This window comes from Castellaniella sp. S9 (genome assembly GCF_027257175.1).
Taxonomy (GTDB): Bacteria; Pseudomonadota; Gammaproteobacteria; order Burkholderiales; family Burkholderiaceae_B; genus Castellaniella.
In genome coordinates this window covers 25,732-38,725 of sequence record NZ_JAPFGD010000003.1, presented here as the reverse complement: position 1 = coordinate 38,725, position 12,994 = coordinate 25,732, and the positions used below count along the sequence as shown (strand labels likewise).

At 56.2% G+C, this 12,994-nt stretch carries 16 protein-coding genes; 8 read left to right on the top strand and 8 right to left on the bottom strand.

Annotated elements, in window-relative coordinates; all coding sequences use genetic code 11:
• Positions 1-340 precede the first annotated feature (340 nt).
• Both OOZ48_RS05275 and OOZ48_RS05270 read left to right on the top strand, forming a co-directional pair.
• Positions 341-901, top strand: coding sequence for a chlorite dismutase family protein (locus OOZ48_RS05275; protein ID WP_011514928.1), 561 nt, complete (start codon positions 341-343; stop codon positions 899-901).
• 133 nt (positions 902-1,034) lie between these two features.
• Positions 1,035-1,391 (top strand): cupin domain-containing protein, encoded by a 357-nt coding sequence (locus OOZ48_RS05270; protein ID WP_012435589.1) that lies wholly within the window; start codon positions 1,035-1,037, stop codon positions 1,389-1,391.
• Between the two features lie 213 nt (positions 1,392-1,604).
• Here the strand turns inward: OOZ48_RS05270 and OOZ48_RS05265 are convergent, their stop codons facing one another.
• The 6 genes from OOZ48_RS05265 to OOZ48_RS18525 form a co-directional block, all read right to left on the bottom strand.
• On the bottom strand, positions 1,605-2,684 hold the full coding sequence (locus tag OOZ48_RS05265; protein ID WP_003052397.1) for a calcium/sodium antiporter: 1,080 nt from the start codon (positions 2,682-2,684) through the stop codon (positions 1,605-1,607).
• Between the two features lie 778 nt (positions 2,685-3,462).
• Complete coding sequence (locus OOZ48_RS05260) at positions 3,463-3,633, bottom strand: hypothetical protein (protein ID WP_269496412.1); 171 nt, start codon at positions 3,631-3,633, stop codon at positions 3,463-3,465.
• A 77-nt stretch (positions 3,634-3,710) separates the two neighbouring features.
• Positions 3,711-4,118 (bottom strand): DUF6573 family protein, encoded by a 408-nt coding sequence (locus OOZ48_RS05255; protein WP_269496410.1) that lies wholly within the window; start codon positions 4,116-4,118, stop codon positions 3,711-3,713.
• 134 nt (positions 4,119-4,252) lie between these two features.
• The gene (locus tag OOZ48_RS05250; RefSeq protein WP_003804115.1) at positions 4,253-4,783 is read right to left on the bottom strand and encodes a JAB domain-containing protein; all 531 of its coding nucleotides are present in this window, start codon (positions 4,781-4,783) and stop codon (positions 4,253-4,255) included.
• 737 nt (positions 4,784-5,520) lie between these two features.
• A complete protein-coding gene (locus OOZ48_RS05245; RefSeq protein WP_442867538.1) occupies positions 5,521-6,189 on the bottom strand; it encodes a DUF6969 family protein in 669 nt (222 codons plus the stop codon).
• Positions 6,176-6,712 (bottom strand): cytochrome c peroxidase, encoded by a 537-nt coding sequence (locus tag OOZ48_RS18525; RefSeq protein ID WP_442867549.1) that lies wholly within the window; start codon positions 6,710-6,712, stop codon positions 6,176-6,178. The genes OOZ48_RS05245 and OOZ48_RS18525 overlap by 14 nt, the downstream gene beginning before the upstream one ends.
• A 289-nt stretch (positions 6,713-7,001) precedes the next feature.
• Here OOZ48_RS18525 and OOZ48_RS05240 point away from each other — a divergent pair, with 289 nt between their 5' ends.
• The 5 genes from OOZ48_RS05240 to mtnP all read left to right on the top strand — a co-directional run bounded on the left by OOZ48_RS05240 (position 7,002) and on the right by mtnP (position 10,645).
• Complete coding sequence (locus tag OOZ48_RS05240; protein WP_269496406.1) at positions 7,002-7,859, top strand: AraC family transcriptional regulator; 858 nt, start codon at positions 7,002-7,004, stop codon at positions 7,857-7,859.
• Positions 7,860-7,943: 84 nt separating this feature from the next.
• Positions 7,944-8,507, top strand: a complete 564-nt coding sequence (locus tag OOZ48_RS05235) for a carboxymuconolactone decarboxylase family protein (protein ID WP_269496404.1) — start codon at positions 7,944-7,946, stop codon at positions 8,505-8,507.
• Positions 8,508-8,590: 83 nt separating this feature from the next.
• A complete protein-coding gene (locus OOZ48_RS05230; protein WP_269496402.1) occupies positions 8,591-9,043 on the top strand; it encodes a DUF302 domain-containing protein in 453 nt (150 codons plus the stop codon).
• 19 nt (positions 9,044-9,062) lie between these two features.
• On the top strand, positions 9,063-9,761 hold the full coding sequence (locus tag OOZ48_RS05225) for a haloacid dehalogenase type II (protein WP_269496399.1): 699 nt from the start codon (positions 9,063-9,065) through the stop codon (positions 9,759-9,761).
• A 38-nt stretch (positions 9,762-9,799) separates the two neighbouring features.
• A complete protein-coding gene (gene mtnP, locus OOZ48_RS05220) occupies positions 9,800-10,645 on the top strand; it encodes an S-methyl-5'-thioadenosine phosphorylase (RefSeq protein ID WP_269496397.1) in 846 nt (281 codons plus the stop codon).
• Between the two features lie 15 nt (positions 10,646-10,660).
• Here the strand turns inward: mtnP and OOZ48_RS05215 are convergent, their stop codons facing one another.
• Positions 10,661-11,296 (bottom strand): DUF1109 domain-containing protein, encoded by a 636-nt coding sequence (locus OOZ48_RS05215; RefSeq protein ID WP_269496395.1) that lies wholly within the window; start codon positions 11,294-11,296, stop codon positions 10,661-10,663.
• Positions 11,293-11,856 (bottom strand): sigma-70 family RNA polymerase sigma factor, encoded by a 564-nt coding sequence (locus tag OOZ48_RS05210; protein ID WP_269496393.1) that lies wholly within the window; start codon positions 11,854-11,856, stop codon positions 11,293-11,295. The genes OOZ48_RS05215 and OOZ48_RS05210 overlap by 4 nt, the downstream gene beginning before the upstream one ends.
• Before the next feature lie 198 nt (positions 11,857-12,054).
• Here OOZ48_RS05210 and OOZ48_RS05205 point away from each other — a divergent pair, with 198 nt between their 5' ends.
• Entirely contained in the window at positions 12,055-12,966 is a 912-nt protein-coding gene (locus OOZ48_RS05205; protein WP_269496392.1) for an HD-GYP domain-containing protein, read from the top strand.
• Positions 12,967-12,994: the final 28 nt, after the last annotated feature.

Below are 12,994 nucleotides of genomic sequence, written 5' to 3'. Positions count from 1 at the left end.
AGGTTTCGGCCAGTTGCGGACGGTCAAGCATCTTCCCGGTAGCGGACGTTCAATAGTGTCTCTGACCTGCTTCGCTCCCTCTATGAAGGGAGGTCGCTGGCCCATCCGCGCACTCACAGCCTGCCAGTAGGCGCAAATTGGCAGCGCTCCGTCCGGCAGCGCACAGACTGCGGCCGTACGTCCGCGTAGGTTCGCTTCAGCAGTTTCGATTCGAAAGTTCAATGTGATTGCTGCGGGCGGTCGTCGCAGTTGCGCGGAGGCGATGATGTACAATCACGGGATCGGCAGATAGGTTCTTCGAAGCTGCAAGAGTTAAAACATTCACACATGAAAGATTGAAATGGATACACGATTATTTGCTTTCGTCGGCGCAGACATTGGCCCTTGGCGGATTGTCAGGGCCGAAACGAGAGTTGGCGAGCCCCTGCCTGAAGCCAAAAGGCTCAACGTCGTATCCGCTTCAGAGTTGCAGTCTGAAACCAATGCACCCTGGATACTTCGTGGAATAACCAGCAATGAACGATATGTCATGCGCGCAGAGAAGAATGAAATTGTAGCGAAGCAGCAAGGTCTGGCGCGCCCAGAAGCAACGTGCGGTGCGCTAATACCGATCCGGAAGAACGCAGCTTGGTGGGAGCTCACGCAAGACGAACGCCGGAGCGTTTTCGAACAGTCGAAGCACGTCCAAATCGGGCTTCAGTATTTGCCTGCAGTAGCGCGCAAGCTCCACCACTGCCGCGACCTCTCAGAGAATGAACCGTTCGATTTTCTGAATTGGTTCGAATACGCGCCAATTCATGAGGTTGAGTTCAACAGGCTGCTTTCCGAACTGCGTGCGTCAGAGGAATGGAAATACGTCGACCGAGAAGTCGATATTCGTCTTACGCAAGCACAGGTCTAACCCGCCGATGAACACGGACCCCCAACAGCGGCGCGTTGCGCCGCCGTTTCGGGCCGGTTATCGGCAACGTAGAACTCTCGGATACAGTTGTTCTGTAATAACTTCTCAAGCCAAATTGATTTTTGGAGTGGATATGGAAATGGAATCAAGAATATTTTCGGTAACAGAATATATTCGTCCGTCTGACGGCGAACCAATTCGTTCAGTGGTTCTGGAAACCAAGGACTCAGCAGTTGTTGTTTGGCATGCCCATCCTGGGCAAGAAATAACCGCTCATGTTCACCCGGACGGCCAAGATACTTGGACGGTTATCTCTGGAGAGGCTGAGTATTACCAAGGAGGCGGCAAAGTCGCTCATCTAAAGGCTGGAGATATTGCCATAGCAAAACCTGGCCAAGTGCATGGCGCTCTAAATACTAGTCCAGTGCCGTTTGTATTTGTCTCAGTGGTTGCATCTGGCAACGCGGGTTTTGCGTTGGCTGAAAAATAGTCTTTCTCAAATGTGTGCCCCAGAGAGTTCTAACCCATCCATCAACACGGACGCTGCGCGATGAAGCCGCGCCGCGCCGGCTAACTCCACGTTGAGCGTCAGCTTTCCATATGTCTGGGGGTCTGCAACGGGTCGATAGCTGCCATCAGAGCGAACGGCTGTTTTCGACCCATAGCAGTCATTAGCTAGTGATAGAGGGCAAAGTTTTATGCTTTATCCTTTCTTTACTGGGCGGCGGATCAACACAACAACCAGCGTCACGACCGTCAGCGGTACGACGAAGCTGAGCATGACGCCCGAGAATGCTGGCAGCGCATCGTGCTGCTGCGCGGCCATGATCAAGTAAGCCACGTATGCGACGTAGTAGCCCAGAAAGACCCCGCCTTCCCAGCGAGCGATCTCGCGACCAGTCATGAACACGGGGAGGCAGGCAAACGACACTGCCACCATGACCCAGATGTCAAAGGCCAGCAGCGATGGAGCCATGTCCAACCCCAGGTCACCCGACACTAGGCCCGAGACACCCAGGCAGCCCAGAATGTTGAAGGTATTGCTTCCCACCACATTGCCCACTGCGATGTCCCGTTCGCCCTTGATGACTGCGGCGATGCTGGTGGCAACCTCGGGCATGCTGGTACCAGCGGCAACGATGGTCAGCCCAATGATCAGGTCGCTCACACCCATGGCCTTGGCGAAACTCACCGATGCTTGCACTAGGTACTCGGAGCCGAACACTAACGCAGCTAGGCCAGCGGCAATCAGCAGCAACTGAACCGGCAACCGATCGTCCCAGGCGCCGGGGGCAGAGGGTTTGATCTCACCCGCGTATTCGTCCTTGGCGAGCTGGGTTTCGCGCCGTGACTGCACGATCAGGAACACTGTGTAAGACACCAGCAGCACGAAGAGAAAACCGCCATCGAAAAAAGAAAGTTGACCGTCCAACCCCAAGGCGAGCAAGAGAAAACATGCACCGATCATGATCGGTACCTCCTGGCGTATCAGCTGAATGTTGACCACCAGCGGTGCAATCAACGCGCTGATGCCAAGGATGAACAGAACGTTGAATATGTTGCTGCCCACCACGTTGCCAATGGCAATGTCGGTTTTCCCATCGAGCACGGCCCCCACGCTGACTGCAACCTCGGGTGCGCTTGTGCCGAGCGCAACGATCGTCAGTCCCACGACCAGCGGACTGATGCCAAACGACAGGGCCAGCTTGGAAGAGCCTCGCACCAACAAGCTGGCACCCATGACCAGCAAGAAAAGCCCGCCGAGAAATAGAAGGATGTTCATGACTGAGAACTGTAGCTAAGAATCAAGTGGCACAGCTTACCAGACGCGTACCTTTATCGAGCCTCCATGCATGCCATAGCTCGCCATAAGTCCTCCTTATCGAGCGTCGGCTTCTGGCCGTTTTCAGGCAGTCAGCCATGCTCTCTCGAAAGAGATTCCACCTCAAACATGGCGCCAGAGGCACCTACGTCCTCAACCCCTATCCACTCGCTCATCGGATAATCCCCAAGGAGTGCAACGAAAGTCTCAAACTGTCTCAATCGGGTATCAAGCGGGTACTTATGCCGTATCGCACTCAACTCCCGCCCAATCATGCAGCCCAACTAGGCCACTTCACGAAAACTGGAAGCCACAACTGGCCTACATAGTTTGCTATAAAAATCAATAAAATAAACAATAACTCAGCTCTGTTGCGGCCACAAATACTTTCGCTGGCAAGCCGCCGATGTCCAACACATGCCTGCATCCCTCCCACCCAACCAGGGTGCGTCATGTGTGACGCCTTTAAGGGATGAAACACGCTTCACGTTTCAGCACTTCAAGGCGTCTGCAGGCACGTCAGTGACTGCAAGGTCTATACCTTGGGGCCCGGAAACGCCGGGGAACACTCACCGTCACCATCATTCCAAAAAAGGGAACGCATCCCCTCCCCCGCATCACTCAGGCATTCAACTGACGCATACCACTACCAGCAGCCGAAGCGCACGATTCAGCTTGTTGTATGAAAAAAGGCTGCGCTGGCGCCCAGCCAGTGCAGCCTTTTTTCCGCCTCCCGCTGTTACTGCAGCACACTACCGCCGGCGTTTACCGCGTCACGCGTCGTTGGGAACTCCAGTAAACGGCAAAGTATGCCCAGCTCTTTGGCCGTCATGGCCGGCAGCCGGTACGAAGTACCCAGAAAATGAGACCGCCAAACTGCCTGTGCCAGGCTATCCAGATCATGCGTCATGATGTCGCGTTCCTATGAATGATTTCGATGATCCGGCGCTCGGCTTTCGCGGGCCTGCCGGATCGGGGTATCTAATTTCAGTCTTCGCCGGGAAGAGAAATCGTGATGACTGGCTCCCCGATATCACCGGGGCCAATTTGCATGACCAGCGTAGTTCGGCGCGGTTTCACGCCCTTGCCAGTGACTGGCACGCGGTACACGTCGAACACCGTGCGCGACATGCCTTCACTGCGGCGTGCGGCCAACATGGCCATGTACACCACATCCCACAGCCTGCCCTCCTCATCCTGCAATATCGCCTTGCGGTCGGCAGTGGCTTGTGACCACTCCACGCAATCGGCCCATGCGGTTCTGGTCATGGCGACCGGAGCCCTGAACCCTGCTTCGACGGCTGCCTCGCTGATATCGACAAGCATCCCGTCGGCCATCGCCTGTCCCCGCGTGTAGCAGTGAACCAGGTGATCTTCAATGGCGAAAAAATCCATTGCAAACTCCCTTATTAGTTTTGTTGCGAGTGATTCTTACTCCGGAGTTACTAGTTTTGACACACCGCAACATAAAAGTTCCGAACAGTTTTTCTTTTCATAACGCGGGCCGGTGATAAACCGGCCCGCTTAGATCAAATCAGCCCCATAGACGCCATCGACGACGTGCCTTTACCGGTCACAATGATGTGATCCAGCAAGCGAAGATCAATTAGCGCCAGTGCCTTTCTCAGGTGCGTCGTCAAGGTGATGTCGGCCTGGCTTGGGGTCGGCGATCCGCTCGGGTGGTTATGGGCCATAATCACTGCCGAAGCATTCAAACGAAGCCCCGTCTTCACGACCTCACGCGGGTAAACCGATGCCTGGCTGATGGTGCCCTGCGATATTTCCATGTAGCGAATCAGTCTGAACTGGTGGTCCAGATACGCTACGGCGGCGCATTCGTGGCCCAGGCCGGCCAGCTTCGCCTTGAAAAACGCCTCAACAACCGGGGGCTGGTTCAGTGCCTGCTCTTTGCTGATCAGGCTGTCTGCCGCCTGACGTGCTGCGGCCAGAATCTGGTCGTCACGTGCGGGCTGGTAGCGACCACGCGGGCTTTTCACATACAGCGGCAGGCTGTCGTTCATGTTGTCCAGGGCAAGCGCAAGCGATTGGTACTCTTTCATGGTGTATTCCCTCCAGGCTGGAATCGGTTCAGGGTGTCAAGGCTGTTCACTGCTGACCGGGGCTGAAGATTCCGAGCCTGTTGTAGGGTTTGCGGTTGTCGCAGTACTACGCTGGGCCCGGTTTGCCGCCGTTGCTGTGAGTTCGTCGCCTTGCCGTGCTGAACTGCCGTACGGGCTCGATGAACAGGACCGTGGAATAAATGGAGAGGACCCGCCACGCGGGGAGCGGGCCGTTTATGCCGCGAAAGCCAGGGCAGCGGGAATGGACTGCAGTACAGTCGGCGGTTTGGGCGGCGTACTCAGGGCAACGCACACCAGGCCCACCAGCACCTGACTGCGACCACCGGCCGCGCGGCGAGCGCCAATATCGCCCGTGGGGCGATCTGACTTTGTTTTTTCTGGGGGAGTGTGTGGTGGCTATGTTCCAGCCAACGGTGCAAGAATCAAACGGCTCTGGCACATTGTTCAAGCCCTGCGCAACACACAGTAGACGGCATCCACGTGCTGTTTCCTACCGCCCGCGACCGTGTTGAGAACAGGGGGCAAGGACTAAGATTGCGCGCCGACAACTAGCTGGTTAAACCTTTTGGCTTTTCCGAAATGCAGGTATGTATTCGCACCCCTTCGGAAACTGATGCACACAGTGCGTAACATGGGCCACATGCTCGACGTTCCCGATGTCCGATTAGGATACGTATACTTCAAGAATTTACCCTCTCACTGAGTCAGAGTGTTCGTCAGGCGAGCGTGGGTTGCGGCAGCCCCAATCGGCCAAACACTTCCAATGAGCGGTCTTGCAATACATTGCACTCAGGGTATTGTTCAAGTTGGCGATCCAAAGCCTCGTCGCGGGCATGCAATGATTCGGTCACCGGACCATGAAGGTAGTACGCGACCAACCCAGCGACCCAGCGGTGCCAGAAAGCCCAAGCCCCCTCGGCTCGACTGCCCCGCAGATCGAACTGCCATCCATCAAAGAGCGTCACTGTCTCTGATGCACTTAACCAGTAATCGCCCACGACCCACTGGTTGACACTAAAACAATGTGAGGCCGCACCAGTGGCATCTAACTCAAATGCCACCAGATGAGTAATGGTGCCATCTAGCCCGGCGGCCTCGATCTCGGGCGTGCGCCACCGCTTAAACAGATGCAGGTGGGTGGTAACGCCCAGGCCTTCGCTGCCGTGCCGGTGCAGGAAATACTGTGCCCCGGTAAGTGGATCCTGGCAATCATTGTCCGGGTAGTGCAACGTTTCGTCTATCGGTGGCTCCGATCCGCACAGATGGTCTACCAAGCTAAGCCCGCCTGCACGTCGCTCACGCTCAAGCCCAACGAACGCGTTTGCCAGCGAACGTGCAGTTACCTTCGGTCCGAAACGCGCAGCCGTGACTTTACTTCTTCGCAAACCTGGCCTGCTCTGATAAAACGTAAGCAGACAAGTTCTGCAGGTCGGCCGAGTCCCAGGCCAACGGCTTGGTGGCCATCGGGCCTGCCATGCAAACCTGAACCGCCTCATCAGCAAATATCTCACCCACACCGTAATTCATCGAAGCCATCTGCATCAAATGAGGAAACGGCTTGGCAAACCCCGGGGTAAAGCCAGCGCCATCAGTGTGACAAGTCGCACATGACAAACCGTTCGACGAGAGCCTAGTACTTCTAAACAGGGTTTCACCGGCAGCAACCTGCGCAGCATTGGACGCACTGTAGTTGGGCTTGTACCCGGCTGGACGCTGTATCAGGCTTGCGTCAGCCTTGACACCGCACTTGGCGCCACATTTCGCCGCACACTTGGCACCACATTTCGCCGCACACTTCGCACCGCACTTTGCGGAACACTTGGCTCCACATTTCGTTGCGCTCGCAGCACATCGGCCTTGGCATCGCGAGGCGCACTTGGAACCACACTGGGCCAAGGCGGGTGACATTGAGATAGCCGAGGTCAACGCGAGTGCGGATAATTTGGCAAGGTTTTTCATAGGGTCTCCTTTGGCGATTGGGGTATTTCTGGTGATACACCCTTTAATTCGGTCGCGACGGGCGTTGGGTTACACCTGCCACGCATTATTTTTGCGGCCATCAAAAATGAGGCTCGATGCCCGAATGCTGCTACGCTAACCCAAGCACTATACTGGCCAGAGCAGATCACATGAATTTGTCTGGGCCAGACCCTCTAAGCATGAAAACAGAGCAATAAACGCGCCGGTTCCGTTATCAATGACCACCCTCGACACCTTGCTTGACCACTTCTCCATGAGCGCGGGGGTTTTCTATGCCGGAAACATCTGCGGCCGCCACGATTTCCAACGCGACACCACCAGCGCCCACCTGCACGTCATTCGCAGCGGTACTGTCAAGCTGATCGCCCCCGGGGCTGACGTCGTGACCATCACGGAACCCACCCTCGTACTGCTGCCACGCCCGGACAACCACCAACTGATCGTTGAGAACCCCGACGGAGCTGACGTCATCTGCGGCACCGTCCATTTCAACGCCGGCATGAAAAACTCCATCAGTGAATCCCTGCCGGATGTTCTGATGGTGGGGCTGGCTGACATCCAGGGGATGTCAGCCATTCTGGACGCCATGCTGGCAGAAGCCCGAGGTGAGCGCCCTGGGCGCCAGGCGCTGCTGAACCGGTCGTGCGAGCTGGTCATCATTCACCTGCTGCGTCACTGCATAGAACAGCAACTGGCCGAGCGCGGTGCGCTGGCCGGCCTGGCCGACAAGCGCATAGCACGCGCACTGACGGCAATTCATGAGCAACCGGCAAAGCCATGGACGCTTGAAGACATGGCGAACACTGCAGGCATGTCGCGGGCCCGGTTTGCCCTGCGGTTTCGCCAGATTACGGGAATGACGGCAGGCGACTACCTGACAAACTGGCGCATGATGCTGGCCCAGAAGCTGCTGAAAGCCGGCGAGCCCCTGGACAAAGTGGCCAATGCAGCTGGCTACGCAAACACCAGCTCATTTGCCAGGGTGTTTTCCAGAAGCATCGGCGAATCACCGGCACGATGGCTGAGAGCCAACCGGGTTGCGCCACTGACGCATGAACACGGCAATTCGCGATGATCGGCAAGAAACTCAAGACGAACAGACAACAAAGGAAGATAAACAATACCTATGATATCCACTCCGATCCATCAGGAGAACATCATGGGCAATCGTTACCTTTCCGAGCTGACTCCGGTCAGTCATGATACCGCCGAAGCGGGCCAGCGCGACATTCTGGAGTCGGTCCAGAAACAAATGGGGTTCATCCCGAACATGTACGCCAACATGGTCAACGTTCCGGGCGTACTGGATACCTATCTGCATGGCTACAACCTGTTTCGCAAGCAATCAGGTTTCAGCCCTGTCGAACAAGAAGTGGTTTTCCTGGCGATCAGTCAGGTCAACGGCTGCCAGTACTGCACCGCCGCCCACAGCATGATTGCCGACAAGGTGTCCGGCGTTCCCGCCAACGTGCTGGAGGCCATTCGCTCGGGCTCCACGATTCCCGACGAACGGTTGGCAGCCCTGTTTGCGTTGACGCAGTCGCTGGTTCGAAACCTCGGCAAACCCGAAGCCGAAAAGGTCGCAGCCTTCATCCAGGCAGGCTTCACTGAACAGCATGTACTGAACATCATTCTCGCCATATCGGTCAAGGTGCTCAGCAACTACACTAACCTTGCTTTTGGCACTGAACTGGACGAACGATTCAGCGCCTACCGGATTTAAACGGCGCCCACAACGGCGACACCAGATCCGTGACTTAGTCGCCGAGACAGTGCGCCAAGCTTACTCATGACAAGGAGATGACCATGGCACTACGCGCTGCCTCGTTCATTATGGCGTGTTGCTTCGCCTCGGCAGCCGCAGCCTCAGAAGGACTGATAGCAGTCGAGAGTCCGTACAACGTCAGCGAAACAATTGACCGCTTAGAAGAGGCGGTCAAGTCTCGGGGTATCAATGTCTTCTTGCGGCTTGATCATGCACAGAGCGCGAAAAGCGTTGGCAAGCATTTGCGACCAACCGAACTTATCGTGTTCGGAAATCCAAAAGCAGGCACTCCACTGATGGAATGTGCGCAAACGGCGGGTATCGACCTGCCGCTCAAGGCCTTGGCGTGGCAAGACGCGGCGGGTAAATACTGGCTCGGGTATAACGACCCCAGGCAGATCGCATCGCGCCATGCAGGGGACAAGTGCGGTCCGATTGCGGACAACATTGCGAAGGTGCTTGGAAGCCTGGCGCAGGAGACCGTTCAGAAATGATCACCCGCAAGGAAACACAATGGCATTACGTGGACTGATACTTGATGCCTACGGAACACTGTTTGATATTCACTCCATCGCCCGGCTGGCTGAACAGCTGTTCCCGGAATCGGGCACACAGATATCGATGTTATGGCGCCAGAAACAGATCGAGTATTCACAGCTGATTTCCTTATCGGATCCCTCGCCGGGCGGCAGCCGCCATTACCGTTCGTTTCGGGAACTGACCGAGGCGTCTCTGCGATACAGTCTGCAACGCCTGAACCTGCACTTTACCGATGGCCAGGTACAAACGCTGATGGGCGGTTACGATCAGCTGGACGCGTACCCGGAATGCATGGGTGCGCTTGAACACATCAAATCGCTGGGATTGCCCACCGCCATTTTGTCCAATGGCTCGCCCGACATGCTCAAAGCGGCCGTGACCAGTTCAGGGCTGGCCCCGTTGCTGGATCATGTGATATCGGTTGATCAGGTGCAACAGTTCAAGACCCACCCGGCCTGCTACGACATGGGGCCTGCCACCTTGCAACTCAAGCCTCAGGAAATTCTGTTTGTATCGTCAAACGCCTGGGATATTCTTGGGGCCACCTGGTACGGCTTCACTACGTGCTGGGTCAATCGGCAAGGAGTGCCGTTCGAAACCATAGGCCGGCAACCCCATCATACGTGTACCACTCTGTCGGCATTGGCCGAGATCCTTCATTTGAACGCCTGAAAAACTACCCTTCAACGCACAAAAACGGGGCTAAATCTATGCTGGCAATTATCGGTGGTACCGGCCTGTACACACTACCCGAGCTGACACTGGAAGAAAGCACTCACGTAACGACGCCGTTTGGCGAACCCTCGGGAGCCGTGCAACGCGGCCAGGTACATGGCAAGCAGATTCTGTTCCTGGCGCGCCACGGCAGCGGGCACAAGCTGCTGCCGCACGAAGTGAACTACCGCGCCAATATCTTTGCCCTGAAACAAGCCGGCGCCACCCAGGTATTGGGCTTTTCAGCGGTCGGCAGCCTGAAATTTGACTATGCACCAGGCGACCTGGTCATGCCTGAACAATATTTCGACTGGACGCGCGGCAAACGCGAACACACGTTCTTTGGTGGCGGCGTAGCCACCCATGTATCCACCGCTACGCCAGTCAGTCGTGCGCTGGTTGACGGCTTTGTGCAGGCCGCCGCCGCCTCAGGCATCGCAGTGCACCGCGGAGCGACCTATGGCTGCGTGGAAGGACCGCGTCTGGGTACGCGCGCGGAAAGCACCTTCCTGCAACAGGCCGGATGCGATCTGGTCGGTATGACCAATATTCCCGAGGTTTTCCTTGCACGTGAAGCGCAACTGGCATACGCCACCGTGGGGCTAGTAACCGATTACGATTGCTGGCTGGACGACCCGGCACAGCACGTTAGCGCCACAGGAATTTTTGAGCTTTACGGAAAGACGATGGAAAAAGCCATGCGCGCACTCGACACGTTCCTGAAGCAACCGCCACCCGAGCCCGAGCCCGCCATACGCGAAGCCCTGAAAACGGCCATGCTAACACCCGACAACGCCCTGACAGTGGAACAGCGCTCGTGGGTCAATGTGTTGAAACGTTGATTGCTCAGAGCGGCGCTACCAGCGAAGCAAGCGGGGTCCCAAAGCCCCACCCAGCAACGTCGACAACCCTATTCCCAAGGTGTACCAAACCGCAACAAAGGTCGTTGACACCTCTGGGCAAGCCAGCGAATAGGCAAGCGCGCCACTGGCCCCTGCCGCCAAGCCCGCCGCGAAACCTGCGAAACGCAAGTGCGTTGGCGCCAACCCCTTGAACGCCCAGAACATGGCAATCATCGACGGTAACGAGAAAGCCAGCACCATCCAGGGGCACGCCAGCCATGTTTGCCCGAACAGAGCGAAGGCACGCTGTTCAGAGGGAGTGAGCATTAAGCTGACACCTCCCGCCATCAACATGACACACACAACCACCCATGGCAAATAGCCCCAGACCCCCTGGCGCACTCCCGGGCGAGCCAATCGACCCGCCAAGACCAGTGCTAACACCAGCAAGCCTGACCCATAAGCAAGCTTTATCCACGGCCCGGGTGTGAAAAGCGCCGACGCAGGCAATAGACCCATCATGAAAACAACCAGTGAAACGCTCATGAACAAGCCCAACGTCGCTGCCATACCCATGCGCCGAACTACCAGCTGCCTGGGTGCTGGACCTGCCGATTGGGCTAGCAGTGATATCAAAGTGTCGGTTCTCATTTCCTATACCTCACTATTTGCATCATTTTCTTCAAACCACGGTGCACCTGCACTTTGACCGCCGACTCGCTGGCGCCCAACGTTTGCGCCGCCTCAAGCACCGACAAACCCTGTAGTTTGGTCAACTCAATTGCTCGTCGCTGGGCCTCGGGCAAGGCGTTCAATAGCTGCTCCAGATCACGCTTGGCGGTGGCATCCGGGTCTTCGCTCACTAATGCGCTGTCCAGGGCTCTCTCGTCGAAAACATCGTGCAACGCCCCTGTTCGTCCATGTTTGCGCCAGTAATCGACAAGCTTGTAGCGAGCAATGGCAAAGCACCAGGCTGACACAGGCATAGATGGATCGTAGGTCCCGCGCTGCACATGCAGCGCAAGTAACACTTCCTGAACAATGTCCTCGACATCGTTCTGGGCCCCGGGCAAACGACGGCGCAGATGCGCCCGCAGACGAGCAGCCATCATCCCGAGCGCCTGCCCATAGGCAACCTCGTCCCCCGCCTGCGCCTGCAGCCAGAGCGGTTTCAACGCGGCCTCAAATGTTTCGATGCTATTCGAACTCATCGCGTAAACACTAATTCGTCATTTCGGGCTGAAAGGTTACACCAAAAGCGGGGCCTCTCATCTGACACAAATTCACAATCCCGGCCACACAAACATTTTTATGGCTGTCTGTAACCGTTTGCCGACAACAAACGAACTTGTGGGTAGCAGAAGCAAGGCCATTTAACTCGACCAACAAAATCAAGAACTGGTGAGCACATGAAACTCCTATCTCGAATGATGAAAAGCCTGGAGCGTCGAGTCGATCAAGCTGCCCCCCTGCACAAGTCATTGCTGCACAGCCTTTTGGTTATGGCGTGGACCGTTGAGGCCCGAGACCCCTATACGGGCGGCCATCTTTGGCGCGTTTCACGCTATGCCCGATTGCTTGCGGAACAATCTGGCCTCTCGGAAGAAGACACCGCCCGTATCGCCATCGGGGGCTTTCTTCATGATCTTGGGAAAATCGCGATACCGGACCACATTCTGAACAAAAAAGACCGATTGACCCAAGAGGAATACGATACGATCAAAACCCATCCTGAAATTGGGTGGCGTGTGATCTCTGGCCATCCACTGGCCGCTTTGGCCGAAGCCGGCATTCTGTACCACCACGAGAGACCTGATGGAACCGGCTACCCCAGGGGATTGCGATCAGCGGCAATTCCAGAGGACGCCAGAATTATTGGAATATGTGATGCTTTTGACGCCATGACCAGCACGCGCCCCTACCGCAAAGGAATGTCGAAAGAAGACGCTTTGTCAGCTATTGAGCAAAACCAGGGAAAACAATTCGACCACGCGCTCAGCAATCATTTCCTGGCTGTCGCAGACACAGGAAAGCTGGACCACATCATCGGCCACAGTGACGAGGGTATTCCACTAAGAAATTGCGTCGTTTGCGGACCAACACTGGTTTTTAAGCGCCACCAGCAAGCAAACGACTACGTTTATTGTCGCAGCTGCGCGGCAGAATACAGAACCGAAGCCTGTAATGGCGATCTTGTTGCGACCCCGACGGGCAAACGTGGTCAACCTTGGCAACTTCAGCCAGAACTCGACACAACAACTATTGACGCACTTATTCAGCAATCACTCCCCGCGTTGTCTGAATTGTCCATCGCGCGGTAATGGCGCAAAAAAAAGTGTAGTTGATGTA